The organism is Nocardiopsis sp. FR4, assembly GCF_009830945.1.
GTDB lineage: Bacteria > Actinomycetota > Actinomycetes > Streptosporangiales > Streptosporangiaceae > Nocardiopsis.
In genome coordinates this window covers 229,805-244,181 of sequence record NZ_VWVV01000003.1, presented here as the reverse complement: position 1 = coordinate 244,181, position 14,377 = coordinate 229,805, and the positions used below count along the sequence as shown (strand labels likewise).

General features: G+C 69.8%; 18 protein-coding genes. All 18 read left to right on the top strand.

The window, feature by feature from the left end:
* Positions 1 to 96 precede the first annotated feature (96 nt).
* The 18 genes from FYW95_RS05825 to FYW95_RS05740 all read left to right on the top strand — a co-directional run bounded on the left by FYW95_RS05825 (position 97) and on the right by FYW95_RS05740 (position 14,377).
* On the top strand, positions 97 to 795 hold the full coding sequence (locus tag FYW95_RS05825) for a type II secretion system F family protein (protein ID WP_236572073.1): 699 nt from the start codon (positions 97 to 99) through the stop codon (positions 793 to 795).
* 206 nt (positions 796 to 1,001) lie between these two features.
* A complete protein-coding gene (locus FYW95_RS05820; RefSeq protein WP_201294719.1) occupies positions 1,002 to 1,667 on the top strand; it encodes a type II secretion system F family protein in 666 nt (221 codons plus the stop codon).
* An 82-nt stretch (positions 1,668 to 1,749) separates the two neighbouring features.
* Positions 1,750 to 1,890 (top strand): hypothetical protein, encoded by a 141-nt coding sequence (locus FYW95_RS05815; protein WP_160050067.1) that lies wholly within the window; start codon positions 1,750 to 1,752, stop codon positions 1,888 to 1,890.
* On the top strand, positions 1,887 to 2,291 hold the full coding sequence (locus tag FYW95_RS05810) for a TadE family protein (protein WP_236572070.1): 405 nt from the start codon (positions 1,887 to 1,889) through the stop codon (positions 2,289 to 2,291). The genes FYW95_RS05815 and FYW95_RS05810 overlap by 4 nt, the downstream gene beginning before the upstream one ends.
* The gene (locus tag FYW95_RS05805) at positions 2,288 to 2,725 is read left to right on the top strand and encodes a TadE/TadG family type IV pilus assembly protein (RefSeq protein ID WP_236572068.1); all 438 of its coding nucleotides are present in this window, start codon (positions 2,288 to 2,290) and stop codon (positions 2,723 to 2,725) included. The genes FYW95_RS05810 and FYW95_RS05805 overlap by 4 nt, the downstream gene beginning before the upstream one ends.
* Entirely contained in the window at positions 2,722 to 3,141 is a 420-nt protein-coding gene (locus FYW95_RS05800; RefSeq protein WP_160050066.1) for a pilus assembly protein TadG-related protein, read from the top strand. The genes FYW95_RS05805 and FYW95_RS05800 overlap by 4 nt, the downstream gene beginning before the upstream one ends.
* 101 nt (positions 3,142 to 3,242) lie before the next feature.
* Entirely contained in the window at positions 3,243 to 5,753 is a 2,511-nt protein-coding gene (locus tag FYW95_RS05795) for an OmpA family protein (protein ID WP_160050065.1), read from the top strand.
* Between the two features lie 952 nt (positions 5,754 to 6,705).
* Complete coding sequence (locus FYW95_RS05790) at positions 6,706 to 6,903, top strand: hypothetical protein (RefSeq protein ID WP_160050064.1); 198 nt, start codon at positions 6,706 to 6,708, stop codon at positions 6,901 to 6,903.
* Between the two features lie 42 nt (positions 6,904 to 6,945).
* Positions 6,946 to 7,185, top strand: coding sequence for a hypothetical protein (locus FYW95_RS05785; protein ID WP_160050063.1), 240 nt, complete (start codon positions 6,946 to 6,948; stop codon positions 7,183 to 7,185).
* 124 nt (positions 7,186 to 7,309) lie between these two features.
* On the top strand, positions 7,310 to 7,933 hold the full coding sequence (locus tag FYW95_RS05780; protein WP_236572065.1) for a hypothetical protein: 624 nt from the start codon (positions 7,310 to 7,312) through the stop codon (positions 7,931 to 7,933).
* A gap of 123 nt (positions 7,934 to 8,056) precedes the next feature.
* Positions 8,057 to 8,710, top strand: a complete 654-nt coding sequence (locus FYW95_RS05775) for a hypothetical protein (RefSeq protein WP_236572064.1) — start codon at positions 8,057 to 8,059, stop codon at positions 8,708 to 8,710.
* Between the two features lie 81 nt (positions 8,711 to 8,791).
* Complete coding sequence (locus tag FYW95_RS05770) at positions 8,792 to 9,553, top strand: MarR family transcriptional regulator (protein ID WP_160050061.1); 762 nt, start codon at positions 8,792 to 8,794, stop codon at positions 9,551 to 9,553.
* A 71-nt stretch (positions 9,554 to 9,624) separates the two neighbouring features.
* Positions 9,625 to 9,993 carry a hypothetical protein gene (locus FYW95_RS05765; RefSeq protein ID WP_160050060.1) on the top strand — a complete coding sequence of 123 codons (369 nt, stop codon included), beginning with the start codon at positions 9,625 to 9,627 and terminating at the stop codon, positions 9,991 to 9,993.
* A gap of 180 nt (positions 9,994 to 10,173) precedes the next feature.
* Positions 10,174 to 10,920 carry a hypothetical protein gene (locus FYW95_RS05760; RefSeq protein WP_160050059.1) on the top strand — a complete coding sequence of 249 codons (747 nt, stop codon included), beginning with the start codon at positions 10,174 to 10,176 and terminating at the stop codon, positions 10,918 to 10,920.
* Entirely contained in the window at positions 10,917 to 11,882 is a 966-nt protein-coding gene (locus FYW95_RS05755; protein WP_160050058.1) for a TRM11 family SAM-dependent methyltransferase, read from the top strand. The genes FYW95_RS05760 and FYW95_RS05755 overlap by 4 nt, the downstream gene beginning before the upstream one ends.
* A gap of 62 nt (positions 11,883 to 11,944) precedes the next feature.
* Positions 11,945 to 12,286: a hypothetical protein gene (locus FYW95_RS05750; RefSeq protein WP_201294717.1), complete on the top strand. Its 342-nt coding sequence runs from the start codon at positions 11,945 to 11,947 to the stop codon at positions 12,284 to 12,286.
* 323 nt (positions 12,287 to 12,609) lie between these two features.
* Positions 12,610 to 12,903: a helix-turn-helix transcriptional regulator gene (locus FYW95_RS05745; protein ID WP_236572062.1), complete on the top strand. Its 294-nt coding sequence runs from the start codon at positions 12,610 to 12,612 to the stop codon at positions 12,901 to 12,903.
* Positions 12,890 to 14,377 carry a tyrosine-type recombinase/integrase gene (locus tag FYW95_RS05740; RefSeq protein ID WP_160050057.1) on the top strand — a complete coding sequence of 496 codons (1,488 nt, stop codon included), beginning with the start codon at positions 12,890 to 12,892 and terminating at the stop codon, positions 14,375 to 14,377. The genes FYW95_RS05745 and FYW95_RS05740 overlap by 14 nt, the downstream gene beginning before the upstream one ends.

The window sequence follows — 14,377 nt, the reverse complement described above, 5'->3', positions numbered from 1 at the left end:
CGTCGCGCGCCGTCCGCCGCTCCAGGTCGGTGGGCGAAAGCCCTGCGCCGACGCGCAACGTGGCTGCGCGCGGCCGGTGCGGTAGGAGCGGGGACCATGGTCGGGGCGGTGACGGGGTGGCCGGTCGGGGTGGTGCTCGCCGCCGCTGCGGGATGGTGGATGCCCGCCCTGCTCAGCCCCGACACCACGACCCGGGCTGAAGCCGACCTGGCCGAGGCGCTGGCTTCCTGGGCCGAACAACTGCGGGACATGATCACCGGGGCCTCCGGGCTGCACCAGGCCGTGACCGCGACCGTTCCCGTCGCCCCGGAGCCGATCCGCGGCCAGGTCGAAGCACTGGACGCCCGGTTGCGCGCCGGGCTACCGATGGGCCAGGCCGCCTCCGAGTTCGCCCACCGTGTCGGCTCCGACCTCGGAGATCTGATCGCGCTCACCCTGACCATGGGAGCTTCCCGCCAGAGCGGGGACGTGGCCGGGGCCCTGTCCCGGCTGGCGGAGGCCGCTCGGGAACGGGCGACCACGGTGGCCAGGGTGTCGGCGTCCCGCGCGAGGGTGCGCTCATCGGTACGGATCATCGCTGCCGCCACCACCTTCATGCTCGTGGGCATGGCGGCGTTCAATCCGTCGTTCCTGGAGCCGGTGGGCACGTTCTCCGGACAGCTCGTCCTCGGAGTGGTCGGAGGGCTGTGGGCGGCCTCGTTCTTCTGGCTGGCCCGCCTGGCGTCGCCGCCCAGGCGACCGCGCCCCTTCACCCCCGTACTCGCGGGTGCCGCTGGGATGAGCGGTGTCGGGTGAGCGCGGTCGTGATGTCCGTGGCAGGGGCCATGATCGGTGCGGGGACGTGCGCCGCCGCTTACGGTCTGCGCCGTCCTTCCCTGAGCGAACGCCTCGCCCCCCAGCCGGTTCCGAGACAGCAGTCCCCTTCGGGCAGCGGTTGGGCGCACCGGGTCGGCCACCGGGCGGGCCACGTCCTGGCCCGCGCGGGCATTCCGGGACAGGGTATGGCCAGGACGCTCGCGGCAGCGGGCACACCGGTGGAGGTCTACCGGGCGGAGAAGGCCGCCGCCACCGGGCTCGGGATTCTCCTGGGAACGGTGGTGGCCACCGCGGGCAGTGCCCTTCTGTCCGGCTCCATGACGCCGTGGCTGCTCGCGGCCCTGGCCGCAGGAGCGTGCTTCCTGGCCCCTGACCTGGCCGCCCGAGGCGCCGCCGCAGAGTGCCGGGCCGAGCTGCGTGCGGCCACGTCGGCGTTGGCGGACCTGGTGGTGATGGGCCTGGCAGCGGGTGCCGGAGCCACAGGCGCGATCACCACCGCCCTTCAGCACGGGGAGGGCCGTGCGCCGGAGCGGATCCGCGCTGCGGTGCACGCCGCGACCCTGAGGCACCAGCCGCCCTGGGAAGGCCTCGAAGCCGTGGCCGAGGAGACCGGGGTGCGAGAACTCGCGGAGCTGGCCGGATCCCTGCGGTTGGGCGGCGCCTCCGGGGCGCGCACCCGCACGTCCCTGACAGCGAAGGCGTCGTCGCTGCGGGCCCGGAGCCTGGCGGAGACCGAGGCCGCAGCGCACGCGGCCACCGAACGCATGACCCTGCCGACGATGGGCCTGGTGGCCGGATTCCTGCTGCTGATCAGCTACATCGCCCTCGTGCACGTGATGGCCGGTTTCTAGACAAGGAGAGGTCCCAGTGAGGGGTTTCCTTCAGCGTTCCCGCAGGCAGGCACGCACATGGCTCACGCCACCACGTTCCGTCATGTCGGACGCGGGGTCGGCGACAACCGACTGGATCCTGATCATCGTGGTGTCCATCACCATCGCCACCGTGGTCGGAGGAATCCTGGTGGGAGAGTTCACCACGGCGGCCGAGTCCATCGACCTGGGTGTCAACCGATGACCGCCTCTGCCAGCGGGCGGAGCGGCCGCTCACCGAAGGCGGGCGGGGACCGGGGTAGCGCCGAGCCGCTCTTCATCCTCCCCCTGGTCTTCGTGATGGTGCTCGGCGTGGTGCAGGCGGGAGTGTGGGCACATGCCCAGCACCGGGCCCAGACCGTCGCTTCGCAGACGCTGGCGGCGGCCCGTGCCTTCGACGGGACCACGGCGTCGGCTTACGCGCGGGCCGAGCAGGCACAGGACCAGTTGGGTGGCGGGATCCTCCACCAGGTGGAGATCGAGGTCGACCGCACCATGGAGTTGGCGCGGGTGCGCGTTCGTGGCCAGGTGGTGAGCCTGCTGCCGGGGGTGAAGGTGCCGGTCTCCTCGGAGATGTCCGGCCCGGTCGAGCGTCTCACGCTATGAACAGCCGTATCCGGCGTTCCTGGTGGCGGCGCGGCGGTGACGCCGGGAGCGCATCGGTGGAACTGGTCCTGGTCGTCCCCGTTCTCGTGCTGGCGTTGCTGTTGATGATGGTGGCGGGTCGCCAGGTCTCGGCCGCCCTGATCACGCAGGACGCGGCCTCGTCCGCTGCTCGGGCGGCTTCGCTGCAACGCGACGTGGTCTCCGCGCACGACCGCGCGCGCCAGACGGCCGAGCGGGAGTTGGCCGACCGGGGTGTGGCCTGCGCTCCCTTCGCCGCTTCGGTGGACGTTTCCCGGTTCGGCGCGGGCGGGGTGGCGAGGGTGGAGGTGACGTGCACGGTCACCGTCATCGATCTGGGCGGGCTCGGCGGACAGCGTGCCTTGCGTGCTACCGCGACCTCTCCGGTCGACCCCTACCGGGGGCAGACGCCATGAGCCGGGCGACCAGGCGGCGTCGACGACGCGGAGACGCAGGGCAGGCGTCGGTGTTCCTCATCATGCTCGTGCCCGTCGTGATGGTCGTGTTCGCGCTGGTGTGGGAAGCCGGGCAGATGCTCGTCGCCAAGGCAGAACTGTTGACGGTCGCGCACACGGCTGCCCGTGCGGGCGCCCATCAGCTGGACACGGCCGCGACCGTTGAGAACGGAGTCCCGGTCCTGGATCGGGAAGGGGCCACTCGGGTCGCTGTCGGCCACCTGCGTTCAGCGGGGAGCGCGGGCGGGGCGGAGGTCGAGGGCGACCAGGTCGTGGTCCTGGCCCGAACCGTCTACACCCCCGCCCTGTTGCCGATCGGACCCAGCGGGATCGAGGCCGAGGCGACCGCGACCGCGCTTCAACCCCCGCCGAGATGACCCTGCACCTAGCCGCACAGTCCGAATCCCGAACCAGGTTCGAAGCGAACGGAGGAAGAGGTATGCCGCGAAGCCCGTGGTCCGTGGCGGGTGAAGCACTGGTGACGGTAGTCCTGTTGCTGGGTCCGCCCTGGGTGGCGACCCGTCTGGAGTGGCCACTGGGAGAGCACACCACGTGGGTATGGCTTGCCCAGTACCTGCGCGGGGGGAGGGTTCCCGACGAGGCCGTCATCGCCTTCTTCGTCGTCGTTCTGTGGGCGGTGTGGGCAGCGCACCTGGTGGTCGTCGTCCTCGACGTCGTCTCCGTGCTGCGCGGGCTCGCACCCAGGGTGGGCCTGGTACGGGTCGTGTGGGCTCTGGTCGCCGGAAGCACCGTTGCGACCACCACCCACACCGCTGCCGTCGCCGCACACGTGGACACGGTGGCCGAAGCACCGATGACACCCGTGGCCGCCCACCCCGAGGAGGCCGCGGAGGCAGGCGGGGAGCAGCCGGAGGAGCACGGGGTGATCGACCGCACGCGTGTCCTGACCGGGTTCGGATTCGACTCGGCCGCCCTCACCCCGACCATGAAGGAGGCACTGGAACCGACCATCGCCATGATCGCCGACTTCGGACTTGCCGAGACGCCAGTAGTGGTCACCGGACACACCGACCCCATCGGCGACCCCCTCTACAACCAGGACCTGTCCGAACGACGCGCCCAAGCGGTCGCGGACTACCTGGCCGAGCACGTGTTCGAGGTCGAGTTCGAAGCCCGGGGCGTGGGATCAGCCCAGCCGCCTTCGGCCACACGGGCGTCGTACGAAGAGCACCGCCGGGTCGAGGTCACCTACGCCCTGCAACGCCCTTCAGCCCCTGTGCCCGAGCCGTCCGTGAAGGCCGAGGCGAAGGAGAATCCTGAGGCTGCCCCCGCTCCGGAGCGGGTGAGGCTGGACGTAGCCACCACGGGCGAGGGCACCGGGCTCGACGTTGTCGCGGTCGGAACCGTTGCCGGGGCAGTCGGTCTGGGTGTGGGGTACGCGGCCGGAAGGCGGCGAAGTCCAGCAGCGCCTCAGAAGCAGAGCACGGACCCCGAGTCGACGACCGGCCCCGACGACCTCGGTACGGCCTCCACCCTCGAGGCCCCCGACTCTGGCCAGGCCGACCTGTTGTATGAGGTTCCAGCAGGTTCCGCCCACGATGTCATCGACGAGGCCGGATACGTGCTCGTCTCCGACACCGCACGGGTGTCCAGCCGAGGAGGGCTCGCGTTCACCGGAGCCCACGCGTCAAGGGTCCTCGCGGCCGTGGTCGCTGAGCATGCCCCGGGGCCGGTCGTGCTGACCAGTACGGCCGCCGCATTCCTGGAAGAGGAAGGCGTGCCGATGCAGGGCCCGCAGGTGGCCTCGGACCTTCGCGGGGTTCAGATCGCGGTGGAAGCGGAACTCTTGGCCCGCGCGCGCCACCTTGACGCGGACGACGAGGGGCCCGAGGGAATCACCACGACCGCCCCGCCTCTCCTGGTGGCGCTGACGGCAGATGACCTCAACGCCGACCGGGGCCTACCGGCGCTGCTGGCCGACACCCCCGGGTTGGTGGCGTGCGTGCTCGGCGGTACCGACCACGCCAAGGTCACGTTGGACTGCGAGAACACCGGTCGGGTCCATGTGGGAGCCTCCGGCGGAGAAGCGACGCACACAGGTCCTCTGCGGCTCTGGACCCGGCCGCGGGGCCAGGACGAGCAACCGGACACGAGCCCCTGCCAGGAGTCCTCCTACACCTCGGAGCCCTCCTCGGAACAGAAAGAGCCGGACCAGTCCGAAGAGGGGCGACCCGAGGAGGACCAGCCGGAGGGAGAACAGCTGGAGGTCCCGGGCTGCTCCGGTGAGAAGGCACGCGCCAGAGTGCGTGTGCGGCTGTTCGCTCCCCAAACAGTGTGCGAGCTCAACGGCCACGATGTCCTTCACGGGACTCGCACGAGCACCTACACCCTGCTCGCTGTCTTGGCGCTCGGCCCCAGGGAGGGCGTCTCCCACCAGGAGGTGACGAACGTTCTCGCGCCTCAGATGTCCGAGACGCAAGCGCGCCGGTTCAGGTCCAACGCGGTCACGACTTTGCGCAGGGCCATGCGCGACGCGTTGGACCTGGGGCCTGAGGCCCCGATTGTCGAGAACGAGAAGGGTCGGTACCGGTTGCAGTGGGAGTTTTTCGACATCGACGTCCGTGAGTTCTGCGGTCTCTACGCTGACGTGAGAACGGCGAGCACGCCAGAGGGAGAGGTCAAGCTACGGAAGATGGCAAGTCTCTATGGAAACGATCTTCTTTCGGACCTCCAGGATGAATGGATCGCGGAGCGCCGCTGGGAACTTCAGGCTGCCGTAGCGGACGTGTACATGCGCTTGCTCGACTACGTTGACGACGAAGAGGAACGCATACGACTGATTGACTGCGCTTTGCGAGTAGACCGACTGAACGAAGCGCTGTACCAGGAAAAAATGAAGCACTACGCCCTACTGGGAAGGAAGGACGCGGTCCACCGGTGCTTCCATTCCCTGAAGGATGAGCTCCAACAATCTGGGGCCAAGCCCGGTCCGGACTCGCGTGCCCTCTTCGAGAGCCTCGTTCGCTGACATTCGCAAGTCGGGCACAAGGCGGCTCGCCTGCTGAGGCGGAGGCGAGCGCGGGAGCGCAGAGCCTTGGTGGGCCACACGCGGGCCTGTGACTCCGCCTGTGCCTCCGCCTGTGACTGGGCCATTCCGGGGGCCTGTGACTCCGCCTGTGGGAGGGCCGCTTAGAACGGCCCATGCCTGCGGCGTTATCAGTGCAGGTCAGAGCCCATCTGGGTGGGCCGATGGTCGTCCAGACTTATACCCAGTGGGTAGTCATCTTCACGTAGGGGGCGGCGCGCCCCCTCTCCTGCTCGGCGGGGGCGGCCTACCGGCCGCCCCCGCCCTTCTGCGTACTCCTGTCCTCTCCCTGCCTTCTTCCCCTCCCTCACAGTCCCCGTCCGTCGCTTTGTTTTCCTTACTCCATCAACCATGGAAAGCGCCCCTTTGCGCCCCGGATGATCGCCCAATTCGGCGCCGGGGATGAAAAACATGATCGCCCAGATTGCTCCCGGGCATGCCCTCGCCCCCCCACGCGCGCGTGCGCGGATCCTCTCTAGGGGAGCGCGCCGAAAAGATTCCCCGGAAAACCCGCGACACGAGTTGACAACCCCCCGCCAACCAAGTTCCTATGGGCGTGCTCCCCGGGGCGGAACAACGGTTCCGGAGCGGGCGGGAAAAATTTCCCGCGACACGAGTTGACAAACCCGCGTCACCCAAGCTCACCTTGGGTTCCGCCCCGAAACGGGCGCCGTTTCCGGGGTGGGCGGAAAAAGGTTCGCGACGCGAGTTGACAAACACCGGTCAACCAAGTGAACCTCGGACCGCAAACGACAAACACCCGAGAATTCAAGGGGGTTGAGGAATGCGCACCACGCGCGCAATGGCGGTAATCGCCGGGCGGGTATTCGCCCGGCCGAGGCCGCCCACGCAGGCCGGCCTCGCCAATAGGGCGCGTGCCCATCGGGCGCGACAGGTGGCCGGTGACTACGAGGCGGCGATCACCCGAGAGCTGGCCGCACGGGGACGGGCGATGCACCTGCACCGCACCGAGGGCGAGAGCCCCGAGTCCCAGAGGGCGGCGGACGACCACGCCCTGGCGGTTCGGTACCGAGCCGGTCTCGGAGCCCTGTTGTTCCAGCTCCGTGCCCACCGCACGGTTGCGGCCAACTGAAACTGCGCCAATCCCGCTACTACAGCGACAACGGAGGACCTGATGTCTGACCGAACCAAGAGCAGGCAGTGCGCCCCGGTCATGATCTGCCCCGACTGCACCGAGGAGGTGCGCAACACCGCGCCCACCGCCTGGGGCCTGAGCTGGAACAGGCCCGACTACAGCCACCAGGACGGGTCGGAGCTGTGCCCCGACTACAGCACCAGCCCCAACGACCCGGAGGTGCGCAGGCCCCTGCAGCCGGTCGTGTTCGTGTCCCTGGCGGTCCTCAGCCCGGCCTGATGCGGCCGACCCGAAGGAGGCAACCTTCGAGTCGGCCCCACCGCAACACCCGCGCCCACCGGACAGGTGTGGAGCCAAAACGGCTGGGCGCGGGCCCAACACCACCAACGAAGTGGAGTGTGCTGTGAGCACGAGTATGCCCTACGGAGCACGGCGGGTCATCGTCACCCGCGAGAACATCGAGGACCTGCGCGTTCACGGGAGGGGTGCGTGCCTGACCTGGCACGAGGACACCCACCAGGTGCAGGCGGTCGGCCCACGCGCCGCGACCGACCCCAGGCGGATGATCATCATCGGCTACCAGGGGCTGGGCGAGGTGTCCGAGCACCACGCCGAGAACGGGGACGAAGTCACCGACGAGGACCTCGCCCGGGACCTGACCGACATCGCCAGCGACTGGCGGGCCGAATGGCCCGAGATCCGCGCGATGAACCTCCAGGTACACGCCCTGCGCCGCGCTCTGACAGAGGCGGGTGCCTACCTGGCCAGCGCTCCCACCTTCCAGCTGCCCACCGGCGGGCTGCCCCAGCTGACGGACTACTACACCCTGGCGGGAAGCACCCGCCTGGCACAGGTGACGGTCAGTTTCGGCTTCATCGAACCGACACGGATCACCGCCAGCGACCCGGATGACGACACCCAGCCGATCGCCGACCTGACCCTGGGCACCGGCGGCACGCTCACCCACCTCGCGACCAGCCGCCTGATCGCCTCCACGGTGACCTGCGCCCTGAACCAGGACCGCTAGCGCCTACCCGGGGCCGCCCCGTCACCGGGGCGGGGCGGCCCCACCACCCGATACCTCTGCGCCGAGCGCTGTGTTCGGCGCGCCCACAGAAAGGGACTTCACGTGTTCAAGGACGTGCCCAACGTGACGATCGCTGACTGGTTCGCCTCCGCTGAAATCACCTCGCGCATGCTGCGCACCCTGGACAGGATCGGCCCCGGCGGGGTGATCATCGCCGACCTGTGCCAGCGCGACTACTACGTCACCCACTCGCGCACCCTCGACCCCGCCAGCCAGACCTCCTTCATCGTGTACGGCTACCACGACCTGGCGTTCGACCTGCGGGTGTACACCCGCGAGCACGGGGACCGGGCTTGGGAGGAGCTGGTTCCCGATGTTGACTGCGCAGTCTGGGAGTGCATGGACGAGACCATCAAGGACGTCACCGGAACCGGGTTCGTCGTCACCCGGATGCGCCAGGCCATGCAGCGCCACGGGTTCGATCTGACCGGCGCCCCGCACTACTACGACCGGTACGCCAGCCCCGGTGACTACGCCAGCCCCGTGACTCGGATGGTGCAGGACTTCTACACGGACCGAAACCACCCGACCATCACGGTCACCGTCAAGAGCCCGACCGACGAGAAGACCGGGGAGTTGTCCCTGATCACGATCAGCGACGGCGACCGGCACGTCACCGGCTGGCCCACGAGCATGCGCACCCAGTTCGGGACGGGCCCCAACGCGCACCGGACACGCGAGGCCATCGAGGCCCACCTGCGCCGCACCCGCCCCTAACCGCCACCTCACCGGGCCGCCCTGTCACGGGGGCGGGGCGGCCCCACCCACACCACCGCTCTACGAAGGGATTCATCTGCCATGACTACGACCACCTCGGCTCCGCGCCGATCCGCTACCCGTACCCGCGACCTCGTCCTGGCCGTCCTGGCCGAGGCCACTGAACCCGTCACCGTCACCGAGCTGGCCGAGCGGGCGGGGGTGGGTAAGTCCACCCTGGGCAAGCACCTGCCCGCCCTGGAGAAGGACGGTTTGGCGGTGCGCACTCCGGGCGGACGCGACGGGCGTCGCCGTCTGCCCGACACCTGGCAGGCCAACGCCTCCACCGTCCCGAACACGAACACCGGGGAGGAAACCTCGGCCCAGGCGGGAGAGCAGGCTGAGGAGGAGGCCTGCAAGGTGGACGTTCCCGCCCCGGTGACACAGGAGGCCTCTCCGGAGGCGGACTCCGGGCAGGCCACGGTGGGCGAGGCGACCGCGACCGAGGACCAGAGTTCGCCCATCACGGATGTTCCGGTGCCGCCCGCTTCGCCTCGGCCGGACTCCGCCGTTCGGGGCACGGCCACGGCGACCGCCACCCGCGTCGGGGTCACTGCTGCGGAGGGTCTCAACCCGGTCAGCGGGAGTACACGACTCGCGCCGGGCGAGCTGAAGCTGATGGTCAAGGCCATCTTGGACGCGGACCCGGGTGAGGAGTTCACCGCGACCGAGATCAGCCACCTGCTCCAGGGCCGCTCCATCGGGGCCATCCAGAACAACCTCGCCCGCCTGGCCAAGGAGGAGCGGGCGGTGCAGACCTGTGACAAGCCCCGCCGCTACCGCTCGGCCAAGCACCCCGCCTGACCCGCCACCTGGGGGTGCGGGCACCTGAACAGCCCGCACCCCCACCTTCTACATACCCTAGGGGAGTATCGATGTTCGACGTTGCCTGGACCGTGTTCGACCGCGGATGCCTGGAGTGGGAGCACGCCCTGACCCTGACCGGGCTGTGCGTGAGCGCGACCCTGATCGGGATCGTCAACCGCACCAGCCGCCTGCTGAAGATCTACTACGTGCGCGGCCAGTGGCCCGGCATGGTCCACCACGACGAGCGAGGCCCGGGAACCATCTGCGGACCGTGCGGCCACCACCTGGCCACTCACGACCGCGCCACGGGCCGGTGCTGCTACGGCACCCCGCTGGACCACCTCGCGATGATCATCGCCCTGCCCATGCCCCTGCTCGTGCGGGACATGCTGCAGCAGGCGGGCTGCCCCTGCCGCCTGAAGGGCAAGCGCACCTGACCCACACCACGCCAACCGGGTGAAGGCCCGGGACCCGCACCAGCTCCGCGCTGGTGCGGGTCCCGGGCCTTCAGCATTCTCCGACTTCTTCCCCGGGGTTTTTCGAGGCCGGTGTCGCATCCGCTATAGGGGCGTCTTCTTAGGGGTTCATCAGGGCGAGAACAACGAAGGGGGCTCCTGATGACCCACATCCACGACGACACCACCCGGATGGGCAGGCCGCCGCTGGCGGTCTGGCTGTGCGCGCCGACCGCGCACCAGCCACCTCCCCCGGGCGGGGACCTGGTGCCGGTGCCGCGCCGGTTGGCCCGCCGTTTGGTGGCCGAGTACACCCGCCCCGGCACGGTGGTCGCGGACCTGACCGGCACCAGCCTGGTCGCCGAACAGGCCGCAGCCGCGGGGCGCTCCTACGAGGTGGCCTCGCCCACCTTCCCGCACCGGCCGGCGTACGGGGAGCGGGAGGTGGCCTGGGCCGATCTGACGGCCTTGACGGTCAGCGCCGAGGTCGATGAGGCACGGCAGAGGTGCGAGCGGCGGCTGCGGGCACGGATGCTGTTCGCCGCGACCATCACCCGCCCCGGCGGGATCATCGCCGCCATCACCGCCGTGGGACACGCCCCGCACGGCGAGGTGGTCGACCCGGCCCCAGGGCTGGTGCGGGCCGCCTCCTGCGCGGGCCTGGTCTACCTACAGCACGTCATCGCGATCACCGCGCCGATCTGCGAAGCCGGACTCGGCGCCACCATCCCCGTCCAGGGTGAGGGCTTCGACCCCGACGAGGAAGAGACGGAGCCGGGATTGCCGGCCTCGGTGGCTGATGCGGCTGCCTCCATCACCTCACCCGCACACCTGAACGTCAGTGTCTTTCGGGTTTCGAAGAAGGGCCGCGCCGTGACCGCGGACGCCCCTGGGGAGGTGGGCGCATGAGTCAGCACAACCACCAGGAGGGGTCGTTCGACGACGCGCACCCGCACGAGCACCCCGCCCAGCCCGCCAATCAGCCGCGCGGTGCGGGGTGGTCGGTGTGGCTGACCGGCCAGCAGCAGGCCCGCCAACAGCGCGGCACCCGCTACTCGCGCCTGTCGGTGGAGCACCCGGCCAAGATGCTCCCGGCCATCGCCCGCCACGCCATTCGCACCTACACCCGTCCCGGCGACCTGGTTCTGGACCCCATGTGTGGCATCGGCACCAGCCTGGTCGAAGCCGTCCACCTCGGACGCAACGCCATCGGAGCGGAGCTGGAACCCAAATGGGCCAGCATCGCGAGGTTGAACCTCGAAGCAGCTGCAGCTCGTGGCGCTGTTGGCCAGGGCCGGGTGCACACCGGCGAAGCCGCCCGCACCCTGGCCGGTCTGACCGATGACGCCCTGGCCGGGAAGGTGCGGCTGGTGCTGACCTCACCCCCGTACGGATCCATGACCCACGGACAGGTCCGCTCCCGGAGGGACGGCGCCGAGGCGGTGGAGAAGCACGCCCACGTCTACTCCCGCGACCGCGACCGGCGCGCGGACAACCTCGCCTACCAGCGCCCACACGTGCTGGCCACCTCCTTCACCCGGATCATGGCCACCTGCAAGCCCTTGCTGGCCCCGGGCGGGGTGGTCGTGGTGACCACCCGCCCCTACCGCAAAGACGGACGCCTGGTCGACTTTCCCGGCCAGGTGGCCGACGCCGCACGGCGGGCTGGGTTGGTGCAGGTCGATCGGTGCGCGGCGCTGTTGTGCGCCCTCAAGGAGGGGGAGGTGGTTTCGCGGACCTCGTTCTTCCAGCTCATCGAGACCAAACGGCTGCGCAGGGTGGGACTGCCGGTGCACGTGATCCAGCACGAGGACGCGCTGGTGTTCACCAATCCCGCCCCGGTCGCGACAGAGGGGAGCGCTGCGGCATGAGGGCGCCCAATCCCAACCCGGCTGCCGTTGCCACCGCTCGCTGTGAAAGGACACCTGGCCCTGTGGGCTTCTCTGACACCGCATCCGCGGACCTGCGCAGGCGCATCATCGACGACATCCGCGCCCTGGCTGACTTCCTGGAGCTGAACCCCGAATTGCCGGTGGGTCCGCATACCCGGGTGGAGGTCGTCTACTTCCCGCACACCGACACCGACGACGAAGCCTTCGACGAGGTGGCCGACGTCGCCGCCCTGCTGGGCCGCATCCCGGCGTGGGAGGGCGAGCACTACGTGGTCGAACACGCCCGCGGGGCGGGACGGTACCGGGCGGTGGCCATCCCCGAACACACCCGGGCCGCCTACCGGGCCTGGCTGGCCTACACCGGGCACGTGCGCCCCGACTGACCAGGCACTGAGCCCGAACAGGGCTGGTAACCGGCTGGGCGGTGTGGGGCGCCACGGCGGCCCGCACCGCCCAACCCCGCCCCGGGGTACCCCAACGGCGTCTGCGGCCCGCAGCGTGGCCCACGGCGCCCCACGGGCGGCGAGCCCTGGCCCAGCCCCGTCGGCAAAAGGCCTGGTGAGGTGGATACGAGGTAGAGGAAAAAACCGTTGGCCCATGTCATGAATCCGCTTGACCACCTCTACGAGGTCGAGCGTGGATGCGTGGTGCCCCGCACCATGCGGGGTCGCGCACCGCATTCGCGCACGTCAACACCGGGGAGGAGGTGGACAAGGTGGACGTGAAACCTCCAGTCACGCTGGGCGAGGTCAGCTCCTTGCCGCTGATATTGGACCCGGTCACCGCCGGGCGGCTGCTCGGGATGAGCCGCTCCAGCACCTACCGTCACCTCCAGGCAGGCACGTTCCCCGTGCCCGCCCGCCGGGTGGGGCGGTCCTGGCAGATCCCGACTGCGGGAATCCTTGCCCACCTTGGGATCGACCTCACCACCCTGTCGGGGTGCTGCGGATGCGGTGCGCGCCATGACGAACACCAGGAGGCCAACCATGGCCGTGCGTGAAGGATCCACGTTCAAACGCTGCGGGTGCCGCGACCAGGCAACCCACAAACTCCTCGGAGCCAAGTGCCCACTCCTGCGCCGCCGCAACGGGGCCTGGAGTTCCACCCACGGGCGGTGGGGCTACCAGATCGAACTGCCGCCCACCAGCCAGGGGCGCCGCCGCCAGGTGCGCAAGGCCGGGCTGGAAACCCAGGACGAGGCCCTGCAGGAGCTGGCCCACATCAAAGCCCTTCTAGAAGCCGCCGGGCAGGACGAGCACCAGCTTGTCCAGGTCGCCGACCTGATCCAGTCCACGTTCAAAAAGCACGAACCCCTACCTGCGCCCGACACCATCAAGCGGTACCTGAACCAGGGCATGGACGTACGCGCCGAGGCCCCCACCGTCGCCGCGTGGCTGGAGGAGTGGCTCGAGCACAAACCCGACCTGGCCCACAGCACCCGCGCTTCCTACGCCGGACACATCCGCAACCACCTCACCCCCCACCTGGGGCACCTGCGCCTGGACCGGTTGCAGTCCCGGCACATCGAGGCGATGTTCGACGCCATCGAGGACAAGAACGTGCGCCTGCTGGAGTGCCGCGAGTCCGCCGACCCCCGGGTGCGCGCCAGCGTCACGAGGCAGCGGGTGACGTCTTTGTCCACCAAGCACCGCATCCGCGCGACCCTGCGCAGTGCCCTGACCGACGCGGTGCGCAGCCCGGAGCTGCCCACGGTGACCTACAACGCTGCCTCCCACGCCCGGCTACCGTCCTGCCCCCGCAAGAAGCCCCTGGTGTGGACCGCAGACCGGGTCGCCCAGTGGGAGAAGGACGGCACCATCCCCGGGGAGGTGATGATCTGGACACCCGAGCAGACCAACCGCTTCCTGACCCACGCCCGCAAGTACGAGTGGCTCTACCCGATCTTCCACCTCATCGCCTTCAAGGGGCTACGGCGCGGTGAGGCGGTCGGGCTTCCCTGGACGAACGTGCGGTTGACCGACGGGCAGATCGACATCAACACCCAGGTAGTCCAGGTCGGATGGGTGACCACCACCTGCACCCCCAAGAGCGACGCCGGAGAGCGCAGCATCACCCTGGACCAGGCCACCACGCGCGTGCTCAAGCGGTGGCGGCGCCGCACCCTGGAGGCCAAACTCGCCGCAGGAGGCAACTGGACCGACAGCGGGCTGGTGTTCGTCCAAACGGACGGTCAGGGGTGGCACCCGGCGCAGATCACCGACTGGTTCACACGCATCGCACGCGCGGCCGGTTTGCCGCCGATCGGGCTGCACGGGTTGCGCCACGGGGCGGCGTCCACCGCGCTGGCGGCGGGGGTGGACGTCAAGGTGGTCTCCGCCGAGCTGGGGCACTCCACCACCCACTTCACCCAGGACACCTACCAGTCCGTGTTCCCCGACGTCGCCAAGGCTGCGGCTGAGGCCACCGCCGCCATGTTCACCACACCCATCACACGCCCGGCCAGCACAAACTGA